At 45.6% G+C, this 19507-nt stretch carries 5 protein-coding genes; all 5 read right to left on the minus strand.

The genetic code is table 11. The features are described from left to right. Positions 1-23: 23 nt before the first annotated feature. Positions 24-770, minus strand: a complete 747-nt coding sequence (locus tag NAF19_RS14550; protein WP_252790790.1) for a LytR/AlgR family response regulator transcription factor — start codon at positions 768-770, stop codon at positions 24-26. Further along, entirely contained in the window at positions 767-3865 is a 3099-nt protein-coding gene (locus NAF19_RS14555) for a ligand-binding sensor domain-containing protein (protein ID WP_252790791.1), read from the minus strand. The genes NAF19_RS14550 and NAF19_RS14555 overlap by 4 nt, the downstream gene beginning before the upstream one ends. 296 nt (positions 3866-4161) lie before the next feature. Then, entirely contained in the window at positions 4162-11685 is a 7524-nt protein-coding gene (locus tag NAF19_RS14560; protein ID WP_252790792.1) for an RHS repeat domain-containing protein, read from the minus strand. A gap of 5 nt (positions 11686-11690) precedes the next feature. Next, positions 11691-17573: a hypothetical protein gene (locus tag NAF19_RS14565; RefSeq protein WP_252790793.1), complete on the minus strand. Its 5883-nt coding sequence runs from the start codon at positions 17571-17573 to the stop codon at positions 11691-11693. Next, positions 17563-19221: a hypothetical protein gene (locus tag NAF19_RS14570; RefSeq protein WP_252790794.1), complete on the minus strand. Its 1659-nt coding sequence runs from the start codon at positions 19219-19221 to the stop codon at positions 17563-17565. The genes NAF19_RS14565 and NAF19_RS14570 overlap by 11 nt, the downstream gene beginning before the upstream one ends. Positions 19222-19507: the final 286 nt, after the last annotated feature.

Consider the following 19507-nt stretch of genomic DNA (forward strand, 5'->3'; position numbering starts at 1 on the left):
TGGCAGGAAAAATAAGTTAATATCTACAATCCCAGCGTTTTAATAAACTCTTCTTTTTTGCGTTTACTAACAGGCAGTTCGGCTTTGTTGCTCATTACGGCTATACCACCTTCGCCTTTTACGTAGCGTTTAATTTGGGCAGTATTAATAAGATAGGAATGGTGAATACGGAAGAAATCGTTACCGGTCAGCACATCTTCGTAATCTTTCATGGTTTTTGAGGTGATCAGTTTATCGCCACTTTTCATGTGGAAGTAGGTATAGCCGCCGCTTGCCTCGCAATAAATAATATCGGTAGTATTGATAAAAATAACCCCCTGACTGGTAGCCAAGGATAAGCGCTTAAAATTGCCGCTTTGGTTTTTCAAATTATCAAACAACAGGTTAAGTTGGGTATCGTGCCGATCGTTTTTTTGTTTCAACTTAAACCTGATGATCGCATCCCGTAACTCGTCGGCATCAATGGGCTTCAACAAGTAGTCAAGCGCCGAAAATTTGATGGCCTTTATAGCATATTGGTGGTAAGCGGTGGTGAAAATTACGGTATAATCAACATCGCGCGTAGCGCTTAAAACCTCGAATCCATTTTTGTTGGGCATTTCAATGTCCAAAAAAACCAGATCAGGTTGCTGGGTGCGGATAGCTTTTATGGCATCGGCAGGCTGGGTTGTAGCCGTAATTATTTCAACTTCCGGAAAAATATCGGCCAGCATTTTCTGCAAAAGCGAAATGCATTTCTTCTCGTCGTCAACAATTATGGACTTTATCATTTGTTTTTAATGCTGATGGTAATAGTAACCCGGGTACCGCTTGCTTTGCCGTCCCCATCAAAAAGATCGGTAATAATAACACTTTCTTTTATTTGTTTATCATACAGGCGAAGGCGTTCGGCGGTAATATCCATTGCCATGGATTGGTGCGACAAATTGCCCGATCTGTTAATAATTGCCGATTGTTCCCTGCCAATGCCGTTATCTTCAATAACCACTTCTAAGAAACCTTCACCTATATCATTTAATATAATCGAGAGGTTTTTACTGCCCTGTTTATGGCTTAGACCATGCTTTATGGCATTTTCTGCATAAGGTTGTATCAGCATAGCGGGGATCCTGATAAACTGCGCGTCGGCAACATCATTGGCCTGTATGTCAAAATAAAGATCATCAAACCTAAACGACTCCAGTTGCAGGTACAATTGCAGGTAGTCAATTTCCTGCTGTAAGGTAATTAATTTTTTGTCCGAATTTTCCAACACCATCCTAATGAGTTTAGAAAACATCCCGAGGTATTTTGATGCCACCGCCGTTTTACCCATCACAATACTCTCCTGTATCGAGCTGAGTGAGTTAAAAATAAAATGCGGGTTCATTTGGGCCTTCAGGGCTTTCATTTGCAATTCGGCCATTTCCTGTTTAATGCTTGCTTTTGATTTGATGATATTAATACGGTAGCGCACCCCGTAAACTACGATTAAACCTGATAGGACAATACCCGTTGCAATAAACCACCAGGTTAGCCAAAAAGGCGGATCGACCAAGATATTGAGGTGTAGTACGTGGGGCATCCAGTTGCCCCCCGCATCAGTTGATTGCACCTGTAATTTATAGTTGCCACCCCGCAGGTTTGAGAAAGTTATACTGCTTTCGCGGCCAATGTCAATCCATGGGCTATTAGTAGTGTTTAACTTGTATCGGTAGCGGATATTGATATTACCAGTAAAAGCCAGCGCCTTAAAACCTATAGTAAGCAGGTTTTGCTCGTAGCTTAAATGCAGGTTGGCGACGCTATCAAGTGGTTTATCGAAAATTAGTTCCTTTCCCAATACCCAAAATGAGGTGAAGTGAAAAGGGGTAGCAACCTGGTCGGCTATAAGTTTACGCGGCGAAAAAGTGACAAACCCGCCGCGATTTGAGGTGTTGTAGTTAAACAGCATATTTCCATTTGGCAGCAGCTGTAAAACATCGCCTAATTGGTTGGTTGGCAAACCATCAGATAAAGTGAAAGTACGAACCTGAAATGTTTTAGTATCCAGGTAACTTAAACCGCCAAGGCTGGTTGCCCAAAGTTTATCATTCCCGTCAAGTTCAATAGATTGTATATTGTTACTGCCAAAGCCATCCTTAACGCCAAAGGTTGTAAAACTTTTTTTTGCCGGGTTATATAAAGCAAGCCCCGCCTCGGTAGCCATCCATATATGATGCTGTTTATCCTCAACTATCTTTCGGGCTTCTGCCTCAAACGGCAGTTTAAAAAATTGCTTTTTTTCAAAATCAAAGTATGACATTTCGGATAACCAAATCCTGCCTTCGGCATCCAGAAATAAGATATCGCATCTGCTTGCTTTGGTTTCAAGCGAACCAGTGCCACTTTTATACCTTGTCCATGTACCAGTGCGCGTATCAAACACACACAGGCCTAATCCGTAGGTTCCTACCCAAATTTTACCTCTTTTATCTGCTGCGGCATAATCAAATGCCGATACAGTCCGGGGGACTTTATCGTCACCTTTTAATTTATTATTGTGTAGTAGTTTTTTTTTTAAGCCATCGTAAGACCATAGCCCATCCCAGGTGCATATCCAAAGTGTATCGCCAGACCCTGCAAAAACATTTGACACATGGCTGTTAGCTGGGGGCGGCATTTTCCAGTGTTTAAACTTCAAATGGCTTATAATGTTAAAATTGGTATCGCTTTCAATTAAACCCTTGCCATGCCAGTAGGGGAACCAATAACTATATGAGCCATTCGCGTTATGATGGATATAAACATTTACAGGATCGTAACCGAGTTGGATATTTTTAAAAAGGCTCTTTTTAAATTCTTTTTTTTCAAACCTTAAGTAAGCCGGATTTAATTTATTGACGCCGTTATCGGTACCAAGCCAAATAATGCCATTATTATCCTGATAAATGCAAAAAATGGACTCAGAGGATAAAGCGTACGCTTGGCCGCTATTTGGTAGATAGCGCGTAAACGAAGCATCTGTAAACCGGGAAATATCAGCCGGCCATTCGGCTACAAAAAGGCCGTTTTGGGTAGCAATCCACAATTGGTTCCGCCCGCCAATAGTTATAGTTTTAATATCGTGTATACAACTGTTTACGAGCAAATGCTTTTTTAGCCCAGTTTTCGGATTAATAATATAAAGGCCGTTCTTAAATGTACCAACAAAAATATCGTCGTGAGATGTAGACAAATAGGGCGAGCAGGCATCCGCGCGATCAACCCATTGACTGAAATCGGTAACTTTTTTTGTTTTGATGTCATAGGTTCGGATACCCTGAGAAGTACCCAGCCATATATTATTTTTATGGTACAAAGTACAATAAAATACTGGCGATTGGCTATTGGGCAATTGATAGGCCTGGCTACAGGTTTTTGTCTCGGGATTATATTTGGATAAATACTGTTTGTTCTTGATCCAAAGTTGGCCATATTCATCGTAAAAAACCCCTACGTCGCAATTAGCCTGTAAGGCTTTAGGGTTCCCTTTTTCCACTTTTAAGGAATATCCTCTGCCTGTATTTCTGTTCAGCAAAGTTACGCCCCAGCAATGACTGCTTATCCACAGGCCATCATGCCTGTCATCAGTAATATTATCTATCGGGTTACCCGATAAGGATGTACTGTCGTTTTTATCGTGCCTATAGATTTTAAAGGTCGTGCCATCGTAACGATTCAACCCATCCTGCGTGCCGAACCACAAAAAGCCATCCTTATCCTTATAAATACACTTAACCGAGTTGTTGCTCAGGCCGTCTTTATCGGTGATATGTTCAAAGCGCAATTGTAAAGAGGCAAGTTTTTGTGCAAGGCCGTACTTCGCGATAAAAACAGTCAAAATCAAAAACAATACTTGCCTCATTTGCTGATTGTAAATAGATAATGTGATTGATTAATATATATATTATTAACTCAATAAAAACCAGGCATTTATAAATATTTTCAAACCCTATTTTGGGCATTCTTAAGTACTCCATTTTGTTTATCGGGAGGTTTGATCAAGGCATTCCGGACTCCATGGAGCACCGACTTGTGTAAGTAATTAAAAAATGCAATTAATGGCCAAAGTGTTACGGAATAAACTGTTTGATATCTCGGATTGAGTTGGTCAATCGCCCAGGAATGTTCACTTAATCGAAGCATTTTTAATTTTATCTATTATTTTTTCTCTATTTTTAATGAAACGCCCGCTCCAAAACCTAAGGCAGCTCCGATTTTGCCTTCGGCCTTAAATCCTCCTGTCTCTTTATTATAAGTTACCTGACCTCCTGCCTTAATACCTATTGAAATAGCAGAAATGTCTTCCGTAATACTAAAATTGTATCCAAATAATGTAACACCCTGGCTCGAATTGGCGCTAAACACACTTGCTTGTCCTTCCAAATTAGCCGCAACTCCAAAGTTGTTGTCTTCGCCTGTTAGTACCCCTAAATTTGTACTGCCTTCTGCTTTGAGAACATTTGCCTGGCCGCTCCCATTAATGTTAAAATCTTCACTTCCGGTTTTGCCACTAGCTTTGGCCTCAATTGCGGTAAGCTTTGCGCTTGCGACTATAGCAAGGGGAAGGCTACCTGTTCCTGTAAAATTTGACACTTCCCCTCTAAAACTACTGGCTTCTACTGCAAAACCACCGGTTTCGTCAAAATTTCTATAGCCTGCCACCGCCCCTATAAACTGACATGTTTTATTTGTCTGACTTAAAACGAGAGGGCCTGCATAACCACCATTTACTCTAACGGTTACTTCATCATGAAACCATTTTTTCAATTCAGAATTATAAGTCAGTTTGTTTTTTTCGTCAACCTGAAACACTTGTCCGTCTGACGGATTTGAAGGGAGAGATTTTGTTTGTTTCTTTTCTTCTTTCCCGTCAAGGTCAATTGATTGGATTGGTGTGTTGCCTGCAAACTGATAAGGAGTCAACTCCGGATATCTCTTCGTCAGCGGGTCCGTACTCAAGAACTTTCCCAGCCTTGAGTCGTATATCCGCATACCATAATCCTGCTGGTCTCCGTCGCCTTTTACTTCATTGTCATTTTCTTTACCATTAAACCCAAACCTGTACGGACTGCCGGTAAACTTCCTTCCCGGTATTTGCATACCGAATGCATAATAGTCCTGTCCGCTGGCTATATCGGCAGTATACGTAACTGCAGAGCCTGTAACAAGGAGCTTCCGATCAGTAATAGTGGCTAATACGTTACCAAGATGATTCACTAGTTCGTATTGCTTATAACCGCGGGTCGCAGTAATATAAGGACTAGTAGTTGCAATTCCGGTGCTACTAGCCATCGGTATTAATGCGTTTGGCTGATAGGCACCAATCCGGCTATTACCATATATTTCGGCCTCGCTCCAATAAAGCTCCGCCGAAGTAGTGTATCTTTTGTAGGCATAAGTTGCCATAATATTCCCCTTCGCATCCCTTATGTAAAATGTCGCTGTTCCATCACTTAATCCTTTCATTACGCGGTTGCCAAAGGCATCGTATTGAAAATCGAGATTTAGCCCGGTGCTTTTTGTTATCCTGCTGATCTTATCTTTCAGGTTCCATTCTATATTGGTAATGTGCTCGGCGACATCGCTTACCAGGTTGCCAATAGCATCGTATTTATAGTTATTCGGCGATTGATTATCTATATCTTCTGTATAATTTCCGGCAGGCACCTGGTCGGTAACATAAGCTAATTTGTTAGTTGCGCCGGAAGGTATCGATACTGCAGGATTGTAAACATTATTAGCTGCGTCGTAATAAAAAAAGCTTAGGTTATCCATAGCGGGCATTGCAGTTGTGCCGTTTCGTGTTTGATTAACGATATTGCCGTCGCGATCGTAACTGTATTTACCAAAATAAGCATCGTTTGCGAGCAATGCCATGTTGTTCCCGCTTAGGTTCCAGGCCTGTTGTGACCGGATACGATTCAGCTGATCGTAGGTATAATTATACCCGTTATTGCCCAGCGGCTGAATCTGGGTGTACATCCGGCTGATATTGCCGTTATATAACGGCTTTACGAAGCCTGCCTGCTGATTTAATCCGTCAAGATTACCATTACCTTGAATGGCGGTATAGTCTCCCTGGTAATAATCGAGCACGTAGCCAAATGCATCACGCGCTACCGGGTTATTCAAAGCGCCATATCCGGGCCCGTTAAAATTGCTGCCGGATAGCTGAATCGCCGGGTACAGGTAATGGGCTATGCCGCTAAGCGTGTAAACCATTATGGGGGTTTGCTGCGTTGCTTGCGGCATCGGCATGGTGGTACCGTCCTGCCCCATATCAGTCTCGGGCGAAAGCGCCGTGCCGTTAACGCCTTTTATCCAGCCCTGCAGGGTGTACATATAATCGAGGCCCTGAACTTTGTCGGTGCCGAGTTCTTGGCGTGCGACCGGGCCGTGCCGGTAGTATTTGTAAGTAGCATCGGTCTCCCACACCAGGCCATCGGGGCTTGTTTTAACCTGTGTGATCCTGTTGGCGGCATCGTAGGTGTATTTATGGATGAACTGGTCGGCGGCGCCGTGTTGGTAGGTAACCTGGTTAACCTTGCCACTTTGCAGGTCGAAGTCGTAATCAACAACCTTGTCGCCGATAATGTTGTTGGGGTAGTCCTGCACCAGTTTATTTACGTTGCCTTCGATATCATAACTGAAGTGAGTGGCATGGCTGTATTGGAGGTTATCGAGGTGCGGCTTGTTATCGAACATAAAAACCGACGCCACGCGTTTGCGCAGGTTTTGCTGCCCGGCTGCGCCAAATTTTTGCGATATCGCAGTTGAAAAAGCCTCGTCATACCGGGTAAGTGTGATCTGTGTACGGTTGGACTCCGTGTTGATAAAGCTTGTCCATGCGTTAAAGTCGCGGGTAAGCTGGCTGTTAATTACAACGGCTGGCTTTACCTCGCCCGATTCAACAGGACGGCCAAGCAGGTCGTACCGGGTATAGCTGTAAAAATTACCGCTCTGGTGCTGCCGTGCATTTTGCGAAGCCGCTATGCGGCCCAAACCGTCATAAAAGAAATTACTTTCGCCGGCATCGGGTGTTTGCTGCCATAAAGGTTGATTCAGTGTATTGTAGCGATAGGTGGTTGTTTTAATGTGTCCTACCGGGATAGCCATATTGTATCCTGCCGCGCGTGATGCCGTTACCTGTGATACCTGTGCGTGATCCAAAAGCTTAACTCCTGCCGGCGGCACTGTTTTAGCGAGGTTGCCGGCCTGGTCGTAATAGTATAGCGTGTACTGGTACTGGCGGTCGTCATAATGCATATTTAACGTTTCAACGGCGCTGAGGCATTTGGCATAGTAGCGTTGCAGCAGGTTGTTTTTCATGCTGTCGGCCCAGGCATTATACCGGATGCTGGTATTGGTGTTTGCTATAGCAAGCTGGTTCTGTACGCAGTCGTTAACAACTGTGACTGGCGGCGAAACCTGGGGTGTAGTACATAAGTTTACCGCAGGCGGACATTGGTTCATATCCCAGCAGGTAGCGCTGCCTTTTATGTCGACAGCTACCAGGTTCGCGGTCGTGGTTCCTGCAAGCACTTTAAGCGTAAAATTCCTGGTAATGCCGTTTTGTGCAAGAGATAGATCAGGACTGATACTGATAACATTTTTTACATTTGCCCAGCTGCCGATAGCGATACTATTTTGCAGGATGATCCCACAGTCCTTCCTTAGTCCTGGCAGGCTGATAACCAGATTGCCATTGATATTTAATGTTACACCATTTCCAGGCTGAAGAACGGCAGGCAGCATGTTAACCAATTGTACATGGTTAGGGTAAGCAGCGTATGTCGCCCGGTAGTTGAAAATATCGCCAAGAAAATCTTTTATGGCGCTGGCATAAGGCGAAGGCTGCGCGCAAACAGGCTTCCCGGTATCTTTGCACTTAGCAAAAAGGTTACATTTGGTAACGATGTGCAATGTGTTGCTTAAGTTACCGGGATACAAAACATTAACATCGAAACTGCAATTGGCATTGCCCGGGCACACAATATTACTGATACAGCATACCGATGCAGGGGCTATATACCCGGCCGCTGTCTTTCTGCAAGGAATCTGAAAATTTGCACACCGGTCCAGGCTGATATTCAGCATTGGTAATCCTGTGGCATCGGTAATACGGGCGCCCGTTACCTGCGACACACCGGCTCCGCTTATTAGCGGCGGTAATTGCGCACCTGCGATCGTAACTGCCGAATTGGTATGCAGCGAAGTAATGACGTTGTTTAATAAGTCCACAAGTGCGTTCGACAATTCCACCGCACATCCTGAACTACTTCCGCCGCTGCAATTAGCCGCAGCCTGCTGGTTAATGCCGGTGGCCTGGCTGGTTATGGCCTGGGCAAACTGGCAAGGGTCACTATAATTGGTTACGCCGCTTGTACTAATATTGATACCAGCATCGGTCATCACATTCAAAACATTATCGATGCCTGAGCCAAAACGGCTTTGCTTTTCTTTATAAAACATCCATACAAAAGGCTGCGAGGCAGACTGGCAGGGCTGCACATTTGCATAATGCGGCAAAGAGCCTGAAAACTGCGCCCAGTCGTAGTAATCCTTGGAGCCGATGCAACGCGAATTACAATTATTGGCATCGGCATAGCTATCCATGCTGGCTTGCACAGCTTCATTTTTGGCCGATAGGTATAGCGAGCGGAGAAAGGTCCATTCAATATCTGTGAGCGCCGGGTCGCTGCCGAAGGCATGTGTGCCAAGGTACCCTTGCGGCAAGGAACACTGCTGGCCGCTGGCATTGATGGCAGGCGTTCCCTGCTGGTTTTGCGGATTATTATGTGCGCAGTAAGCCATTTGCATAGCCAGCTCGTCGGCGCCCAAAGGTGCGGTGGAGCAACCGTAATGCTGCAGCTTTGCTAACAAAGTTGCTTTGATATTTGCGTTTTGGTTATTTGCGAACCATGGGTCGTTGTTCAGCAGTTGCTCGTAGGGCTTCGTATTATTATTAGGAAGGATGCTGCCGGTGGTTATATATCCTTTAGCTACGGCATCGGTAAAATGCTGGGTAGAGAGGATATTCATATCAAAATCCAGCGTTGCATCTATATTGGGCGAGCTGCACCAGCCCAGCATACAATGCTCCGGGTGCATGGGCAGCAGCTTTTCGGCATATTCAGGCAGCCAGTGGTTTACCAGGTCGTTTATGTTGTTGATACCGGGGAATAAAGAAAAATCGATGGCCTGAACAGGCAGCAAGTTTGCCGGGTTAAATACAGACAGCGGGTAAGTGCTGGCATCAATAGTACCGTCAGCTCTCCTTACAAACTGCGCATACTGCCCGCCCGGCGAAATATCGGCTAGCATCATCGAACGGATATTATCGCAGCGGTTAGGGTTTGGTTTACAAAAAGCGGTATCGCAGGTAGCAGTTGGAGCGGGAGGCGAAGAACAACTGGTGCAGCTTTTGTAACAGCTTAAGGTGTCGATGCGGGACAGCTCGTCGTGCATAATGTCGTCCCACTTTGCTTTGCACGTATCTTTAAATACCTGGGCCACATAAGCCAGCGCAGCCTGCTGGTTTACGGTGATTTTTTTAGTAAGCACATAAGTGCCTATGCCCAGCGTTTTTACAAAATGACGCGGGTAGGCTCCCGTGCTGCTATTGTTATCGCAATTCAGGTCCACCTGCCCGTTGCTGCTAAGCAGATTACCTATAGTGCCTGTGTAGATTGGTAAAGTGGTGCTGGTACAGCTTTCCACATGGTTAAGCGTGATATCGATATCATAGATACAATCCAGGCAAACGTGCACACCGGCGCAGGTTAGCGTATCAATAGTTTTAGGGTCGATACTATAATCAAATGTATAATCGGTATTGTCGGTAGTCACCACAAACTGGTGCTCCGCAATCAGTGTTTTATCGCTAATGTTCACCACATTTTTACTCATCAGTGAAACATCGATGGTATTGTTGCCCAGGTTATCCAACTGGTCCAGGTTGGTTGGGTTTAAGCCTGCCAGCGCCGTGGCGATCGTTTTTCCTTCGGGATTGATATAAGTAACCGATACCTGCCCGTTTGGGTCCACTACTGCATTCTTTTGATACCTTAATGCATCCCCTGCTTCCGTCCCGAACATACGGTCAATTTCCTCCTGGTTAGGTGCGGCATAATAAAAACGCGTTTCGTGATTATTGCCGAATTTAAACACCGGGCCCGCCCCGCTTTGCGCAGCAACGCGGCCAGTATTATCCTGCAAATAACTTATCTGGGTAAAGGGGAAGCCCCCGGCGTCTGGTATAAAAGCATTGAAACCTGGTTTATTGGGATTATTGGGCGAGTAATAGGCCGCAGCGCCCATAATTCCCGTACTTGAATTCGGCAGGTTCGAAAGGGGGGCCGTGGCCGGGCAGGTAAAGTTCGGCTTGTCGAAATCGGGCCAGCTATAGGGTTTTTGCGTTGCATTGCTGATGTTCAGCAAGGGCAGATACTCCAGCTTTAACGAATTGCTTGGAGCCGGTAATATATTTACGGCAGGCCGGCCCTGGTAGTCATAAATCGTTTCGCCTGCTATTACCTCGCGTTCTTTGTCGCTTCCAGGCCGGATACAAGCCAGGGTACCTAAGTGTAAATCTGACCATATCAGCGGCAAATCATGCGGCAATTGCCGTTCCAGGTTCATTGCGGTAACCGTTTGCCTTGAACGGAATGTACCATCGAAATAGTTTACGGCATCATTGCGTTTACCATCCTCGGCAAATGTAACTGAGGCCTGCCAGTTGATCACATCGCTTACATGACCTGCATTATGATACCAGGCATTGGCAAACGTATTTACCCGCCCCTGCTCCGCACCGCTCCATTTGCAATAAACCTTCTGATCAAGGTTGCTGCTGCCCCAGCCTATCGCCCGCACCCGGTACAAAATATATCCCCGCTCGAAAACCAGCGGAAGCCGGTAATAGTTATCCTTTAAAGATACCCTGGTGCTGTTGTCTTTAAAATTAAAAGTAATAGCGCTGCTGTTTAGCGGAGTGTTGTAGTAATCGCCATAATCGTCGGCAAAAGTGTACTCTAATTCGTAAGCTTCTGCATCAGGCAATGAATCCCAGCTGATCACCAGCTCATCTGTCGCCCGGTCATCACAAGCGGTTATCGCAACAGGTATGGTACTATAATTTATGCGCGTGGTCCGGTCCTGGACAAAGCCGGTATTCAACTCCACAAAATCCTTCAATTTAGTTTTTAGTGCCGTAATATCCGCGCCAGCGTCCCCTGTAACTACAACATTGCTGACGGTCAGCTCAACTTTATAAGCATTTTTAAAAGCATAAATATTGGAGATACCTGCCTTTGTAAGCGCGCCGGATTTATAATCAATTTCCAGTGTTATCGCTTTTACGACCGGCTGCGAATTATCAATAGGATAGTACTTTATGCTTGCTGTAACCGTTACTTTTGCATTGGCGCCAAACGCATAATTGTTTTTTAAAACCAGCTCGACAGTGTTTTGAATGGCAGTAATCCTGTTCGCAGTATTCAACTGGCTTAAATTGCCTGGGGTCATTCCCGGGTAGGTGGCAGAAAAGTTTATGACGTTGCCGTTATATCCCATTAATGCCGTACCTGATAGCGGAAAGTTGACTTTAGGATAGGTTTTCGCGGCTGCAATAAGCCCCAAAAGCAGCATAAGGCATAACAGGATGTGTTTTCGCTTTGCCATAATCGTTAATGCACTTTTGCCAGGGAAGTATTGCTTTCCTTAGTCGTTATAATTCCTTTTTCTGTTTCTCTTTTTGTACGAATCAGCTCGCCCTGGTTATTATATTCGTTCTTGCTGAAATAATTATTCTCGTCGAGTGTGTAAGTATGCCGCAGGTTCACATCGTCATAAACGTATGATACCATGTTGGCATTGGCCGGGAATATTCGAATGTCGTCAAAGTAGGTATCGCCATTACCCTTGTTTAATCGAACTGTTACCAGGTTGGCATTGGCGGCCGTGGTAAAGGAGCCCATAACCCTTTGCCAACCCTCGATAACCGGGCCTTCAGAACGCAGCGTTACCGCCGAACTGATGTTCGAAATGGCAACTGAAGCATCGCTGCATGATAAAACCGGCTGCTGGCTGTTCACCTTTACCCAGCAGGAGAAGATATATTTTTTATTTCCTGCCGGATAAAATCCGCCGGTACATTCCGTGCAAACCGTCTTTCCTGACAAACCCGGCCGGTCCTTGCAATTTGTCGGGGGGACTACCGTGAAGGAGAGCCAACCGGGCACCTGTAATGAATATTTGCCCGTATGTGCTTCGGCGACCGAAATGATAACATTGCCGGATACTATTTTCACCCTTTTCATCCCGGTTTGGCCGCTTAACACACCGCGCTGACCGGTCTTATCCGGCTTTATCGGGCAAAAAGCGCAATAATAATCCTCGAACCCGTCAAAATAAGCTTCATTATAACCCGAGTTATTAGCCTGCGCAGCAATCAGCGTATTTTGATAACCCAACAAGTTCGCCGACTTTCGGCCTATCCTGTCTTCAGTTTCTAAAGCCTGACCCTCAACATCAACCAGGTTCACTTTTTCCTTCCACTCCCAGTTGGTAAAATTTGGTACCCAGCCTGTTGCGGTATTTGATGACAGCTGCCAGAAGTCGCTGTAAGTTTTAAACAAACCCTGAACTTGAATATTAGTAATCCCTGTGGTCAGGTTGCCCGGCGTTCTGTCTGCCAGGTAAAACCAGGTCTGCCTCGCTTTAAAATTCCCCCTCCTGCCCGAAATAAACTCGTTTTTGCCGAGCCTGCTCATAATGGTTGCGCAGGAATCGCAATAGGCTACTGCGGCATCGTCATATTGAATAGCCGAGCTATTGAGGATATTAAACTGTCCAAAACTGATCTTTGTTCCCAGGCTAAGCGGGTTGTATTTCCATGTAACCACCTTCCCGGCGGCATCCGACAGCATGTTTTTTGACGCAGCGTTATACAACTGATAGTCAGTACCGGTGGTGAGTGTTTGGGGGAGGCCTGTCTCATTCACAAATGTTCCGGCAAAGGCGCTTTGTACCCATACCCGGGTCCCGTTACTAACGGAATGCAATTCATCGCCGGGATTTAAAAATTGCTTTACAGCAGGCAGGTTTGTTATATTAACATTTAGCTTTGCGTTGGCATAGGCAGGTCTCATACCGTCATGCATCCACCAGGCGGGGTATTTAAATGAATAAAGCGTATCGTTAAATTCATTAGGCGCCTTGGTCAGCAATGCTTCGCCGGTAACCTCATCAAAAGCCAGGTTTTCGGTTTTTACCGATGCCGTCTGGCTGTAAACAGTTTTACTTTTTAACAGTCCTGTCCGGTGTATCTCTTTGTCAAAAACAATTGACTGGAATTGCTTTTCCTCCGTCATCTGCGAAAACAGCGGCATTACAATCGGAACAGGTACGATCCCAAAAATCGCCATGTTCAAATTGGCATTGTAGCTGGTTGATACCGAATGGTCGTAGCTCTTTTTCCCGGCAACAGTATATTCAACCGAAAGCCCTAGTCTTTTATTTTTGCTGATATTCCCCCGGTGGTCTATCAGTGTAAAATGGTCGTTGTCAGGGAAATATTCAGAGACTTCGCCGGAAACCCGGTCGCCGTTTTGATTGTAAACCCACATGGCTTTATCCAGGCCACTCATGTTATTCAATTCGATGGAATAGCCCTGGGAAACCGTAGCAAAATCGTGCTGCTGGTCTATCGCCACAAAAGGCGGCTGAAATTGGTTGAAGTTGGATTTATCCCGCTTTTCGTCGATAGCGGTCCGGTTCACCTTTACCGGGTAATCTTTAGCTGTAAAGTATTCATTGACCACCTTGCCGGTTTTACCAACGTCAAAGCTGGTTGGATTGGTTATTTGGGTTACCTTTCCGTATGTGATATGCGGGCCCGGGAATAAAGATTCGTTCACCGGTTCCTCCACGTAGTAATCGTTGTCAGGCGCCAGCTTTTTTACATCCGAATAAAATATCGGCTGCTTTAAGGATATCTCATCCCCTCCAACCAGCGGTTCATAATCCGCCACACCCGAGCTTACACTTATTTTGGCATTGGTTACCGGGTCGGTTTCTGTAGTGGTATAATCATAAGTAGTGGTATACGATTTACCCGGATGCGTATTGCCTGTCATCGCATCCCAGTTATCGTTAATACTAATTTGCTTTACCCTGCTGCCGCCCGCTATTTTCATTTTCGACGGGGTATAGAGGCGGATAAAACTTTTGCTTAGGTTTACATCCTGGCAATAGCCCTGCGACTGGCAAAATAAATTTACCCCCATCGCCGAGGCAGCAAGTTGGCTGCCCAATTGGCTGACGATGCTCGGCAAGGAGCTAACAAACGCAGCAAAGGTTGCCGGAGTACCCAATGCGGTATTATCAAATAACAGGGCATTCCGGTTGATACGCATGTACTGGAATGCTGCTTTTAATATCGGGTTACATTTGATGATATTGTTTTCATCGTCAATGGCTACGGTCGGCAGCTGTATATAAGCATAGTTGGAATCGGCTGCGACGCCATAATCTCTTATCTTGGTATAACCGGTTACATATTCGTAATTACCGGAACCCGACAGCTTAACATAAAACTTGTAATACAAAAAGCCATCCTTTATATCCTGTATGTAGGCTCTTGCCAATTTCTGTTTTGCCGCGGCAGGGTTACTATTATTGATTGGGTGTGAAAGTTTGAAATATAACCTATCCTTTATGCCGGTATTTAAAGGATTGATCGGGTCTAAGGGATAGTAAAATTTATTGTCCGTAATGCTGGCGGTATTTGCATCACCCAGGCCGGTCACCATAAACATTTGCCCGGCAGTCTTATCCTGGATGTAGCCATAGTCGTTGGCCTCATAATCTACCTTCAGCTTGCCATTCCCGGGTATATAAATATCGGTCAAATTCCAGGCATAGGCATTATTGTTCATTGCCGCAGTGTCTTGCAGGGCATAAGGAAAATCGACGTTCGACAATGGCGAGCTGTCAAGGATATCGCTGTAATTATTACCGTTGTCCTGGTAGTACCCCCAGCGGTTTACGCTCCTGTGGTCATAAGGCGGGTTGACAGTATTGATTAATGACCGGATGCCATATCCAAAAACATAGGGCGCAAATTTACCTTTCCGGGAACGCTCATAGGTAAAGCTAACCCTGTTTAAGGTGAGTTTGCCGGTGGTCGCTGAAATACCGTTATCAATATTTTTGCAAAGAGAATAGCCATAATCGAAGTGAATGGTTTTTATAGGCGTGGCACTATTACCGTTCTTTCTGCGGTCCGGAAGGGAATAAACGACGATGGAATCCAGTTTTCTCAAAAATTTGCCATGATCGATACCGCCGTTCTCGCCGGCCGCGCCGTAGCCGTCATCCCGCTTGCTGTAATGAAACTCTGCAATCTCTGTTTTTGATTCAACCGAACGTACGTACCAAAGTTCCTTTTCACCATATACATAAGTGCCTTTATCGTCCTGGTCATCGCTCCGTAACCCTCTGTTGTAAGTTGCCATATTTTCTGCAAACGGTGTCCGCCAGTTATAAGCCGACTCTTCCTTATAATAACTGAACTTCACATAATTGCCCAAGTCGTCGTCGGTGATGCCGTCATTGGTCATGTCGCGGTAATCGGGGCTTAATACAGCAGTAATCAAAAATTGGGTTACATAGGCAGGTGTCGTCGTCGCTTCAAATAAATGGTCGATGCCTTTAGTATTTCCTGCCGAATTTTCCTGGCCCGGCATATACTTAACCAGGTTTTTAGCCTGGTCTATAATAGCGTTTGCGCCTACAGCAAAATTCACTTCCTTTTGAACCTTGTTATAAACCGGGATACCGAATATATATTTCATCCCGTCGGGCTGTATTACCGACACCTCGGAAAGGTGATGCCCCCTGCGGTATTCCGATACTCTGTTTAATAAAGCAGGAGCGTTGTTACTAAAACTGTAATAAGTGAGCTGTTTGTCGAAACCTATTACCGCTGCCTCGCCTGCCGTCAAATAGCTGATGGTTGATTGCCGCACAGCCTGGTTGGTGTTCACAACGTTAGCTGTAAGCTGGCTGCCGTTGCTTAGAGACTGTGTGATTGCTGATGCATTCGCCAGGGTAAAGTTTACCGGGCTGTAACCGCCAAGCTGGGCAAAAGCAGAATAATCGAATTTATTTATTTCGCCCTGGTTCTTAAAGACGAATTGCTGGTACAGCTGGTTCCCGATAATGTCCTGCCCTGCTTTGAACGCCAGGTTCGTCGGGTTCCATCTCCCGCTCTTTTGAAACGAAGTGGTGGTGCCGAAATTGGCGCCTGCCTTAAAAAGCTCACCTAAATTCACCTCTGCTCCGCCCTGGGTACCGTTGGAGTTGATAATAGCCTCGGCGTCACCCACTAAACCGATATCATTTTTGCTGACCGAAAACGACATAGAAAGCCCCTGTGCGTTAAGGTTAAATATATCTGGTGTTTTAAAACTGATCGGCAATATTTTCGATTCACCGATAAAATAAGGCAGTTTTTTTTCCTCGCTGATATCCATCAACCCGCCTGTGCTTACCTGCGCGCTTTCATACATCGCCCCATAAGCCGGAAATTGCTGCGTGGTCGTGGCAAGCGCCTGTTTTGAATAATAACCGGTTACGCGAAAGCTGGGGTCGACATAAAAGCCATCGAAACCGAAAGCGCCCGAGTAGGTGCCTGAACTATTTTCAAAAGGGTAATCTATGTCTGGCTGAAAGGAGTTATTAAGATACGACCTAACGGCCAGGCCCAGCAGCGACATCGAACTTTGGTCGGTAGCCCGTTCGCTAACCTTCCATCCGTCCTTTATACCACTGCGCGTAACATCGCTTGACCGCACATAGCTCAAGCCAACGTTCATGCTTGTTTTTAACCCCTCGTTAGAATTAACGGACCATGTTTTGCCAAGCGATATTGCCAATTTGTCATTACCCTTGCCCAGCTTAAGCCCAACGCTTGGGCTTAGATACTTATCCACCCCCGATTGCGAATTGATAGAAATGCCCATACCCAGCGAAGCAGTGCCGCCAACACCCGAATTAGCCTTTGCGCTAACGCCCACCGAACCGTTTAACGAAGGCTCAAGCCCCCATCCCTTGTAGTTATTATAAAAAACACCGAGGCTTGCACCCACATTAACGCCCATGGGTTGCGGCAATCCGGCAATTTCAAGGTCTACTCCAACTTTTCCGCCGTAGGTTTCGTTCGGTTTAACCGAATATTGTTTGATAATTACATCACCATTAAAATCGTCAGGCAGGCCCCTTTGTGTCCTCACAATGCTGCCTAAGTTCAGCGCCCAGCCAAGGCCCACGTAGGTAGAAACATCCTCCATTTGTATCCCGGCCTGGTAGGTTAAATTAACCGGGTAACCGCCAATTTTAAACAATGGCACCTGGTAAGAGAATGTCCCCGACGAGGGATTAACCAAATTGGACGTTCCCGCCTGCTGGAATTGCATAAATTCAGGCTGGCCCGGTCCGCCTGTCTGTGCTTTCAGCCCGGCAGCGAATAACATAAAAATCGATAAAACGGCTATTTTATTTTTCATGATCGCCCATAACTTTAAAGTTTAAATGATAATTGTGGCTAAAAACAGAAACCATGAAATAATATGGCCTGCCCGGCTCAAGCTTATAATCGTTAAGGTTAACTGTCATCCGGTTCAAGCCGGTAGTACTGATCAGCTTTGCATTTTTTGAGGCCGCCGGTCTTAGTAAGGCACCGGATGAGCTATTGTAAATATTTACTTTTATGTTTTCAACTGAGGCATAGTTGTTGGTAAACTGCACGTTTAGTGTATTATCATATATTTCGGTAGTGGTGTGGGTCGGGTCGGTATCCAGGTCATAATAGTATTTGTCTCCTGTAGGTGCGGATTTGGCGGTATCCTTATTTTTCACTACAACTATCACGGGCGTTACACTTATCGTAGTTGTCACTTCGGGTACGCTTACCGGCGGGGGGGTAATGATTTTACAATCTACTACAACTATTGAATATGTACAGGGCGGACACTTTACACCGTTACAAGTTGCATTTAAGGTTAAAGTATATAGGCCATTGCCTGTTGGTATAAAGCTATCTGTTACCTTGATCCCGCCATTGCCTATTTTAATCCTGACGCCATCTTTTTGAATTTCCCAGGCAGTTACCGCATCGCATTTTACGGCGCCTGCGCATTGGTAAGTGCTGGTAAAGCTGAAGGCCTGCCCGCACTTCCAGGGTAGTTGCACATTGTTGCCGCATTCAAACTCGAGGCTTGCGGCAACAGCGGTGTTATCCACCATTAAATTAGTCCAGTTACCGCAACCGCAGACCGCACATGGCTGCAATGTCATAGCGGGCTGCATTTCTATGCCGGAGTTTTTGTCGCCGTTCCAGTTGCCGCTGATATTGAATTTCGCATCCAGTGAACTTATCGCAACCGGCGTATAAATAAAAGTATAAGCGGCGCTGTCATTCGGCGCAATTTTTAAAGGCAGCGACTGCCTGCCGCCAGGTACAGTCGTTCCCTTACTCAACGCGCTTACTGAGTTTAAAATAAACGTACAGGCCTTGTCCTTTTGAACCGGCCTGTTAACCATCTTCACGGTTATGGCGTACTGCTGAAGCCCGGTTTGACCATCCATACCCGCGCAAGCAACCTTTGTAAAACTGGTGATGGTTCCGCAAGCATCTGCCGCTTGCTGCCGGCCGCCAAAAGTGATGCCTAGCCCGCCTATATTTAAGCTTACGCCTTTTTTGCCGTTATTCACCTCACCGGCATTGACAGAGAATTTCTTTATCTTTTCCTCACTCAACGTGGCCGTCTTGCCGTCGCGGTAACCAAAAAACTGCACACTGAGTTCATATTCCCCGGGAGGCAGGGTACACCCCTCCATTAGTAAAGCTGCAGCGTCCTTGCCATTCCATGTTTTAACCGGCTTGTCAAAACTCACCTTAGGCGCAGACAAGCTATTGTAGGCGCCGCAAGTTATAACACCATCCTTTTTAATCACCGCCAGCAGCTTTACCTGTACATCAGGGCCAATTTCGCCGGCCATCGCCGAAATTGTAAATGAATTACTATTACCCCAATTCAACGTGTTGGCGTCCGGATTTGACGGCAATGAAATTTTAATGTTTTTTACCGGGTATGACTGCCCAAATACATGCAATGATAATGCAACCAGCACAATGGTGATAAAACGTTTCATTGGCAAAAATTTGGAGATCAGATTTATTGGCTGTCTCTAAACTAGCGTGAAAATTTGGAAAATCAAAACCATAAGTAATTGTTTTTCAATAATTAACAGGAATTTCGCGACACCGCTATTCAATTACGTCCCTGTTAAAGAAATTACCTCAGGCGAGCCACCAATGCTAAGTACTGGTTGCTTGCTGATCCACTAAATAGACGAAGAAGGCGAAGGCAAAGTTTAGAGCAGCCGCTCATTCCCTTGAAGACACAAGTTGCCGGATCCCCGGTTGCAGGGCGCAACA

It is taken from the genome of Mucilaginibacter flavidus (assembly GCF_024055575.1).
Classification (GTDB): domain Bacteria; phylum Bacteroidota; class Bacteroidia; order Sphingobacteriales; family Sphingobacteriaceae; genus Mucilaginibacter; species Mucilaginibacter flavidus.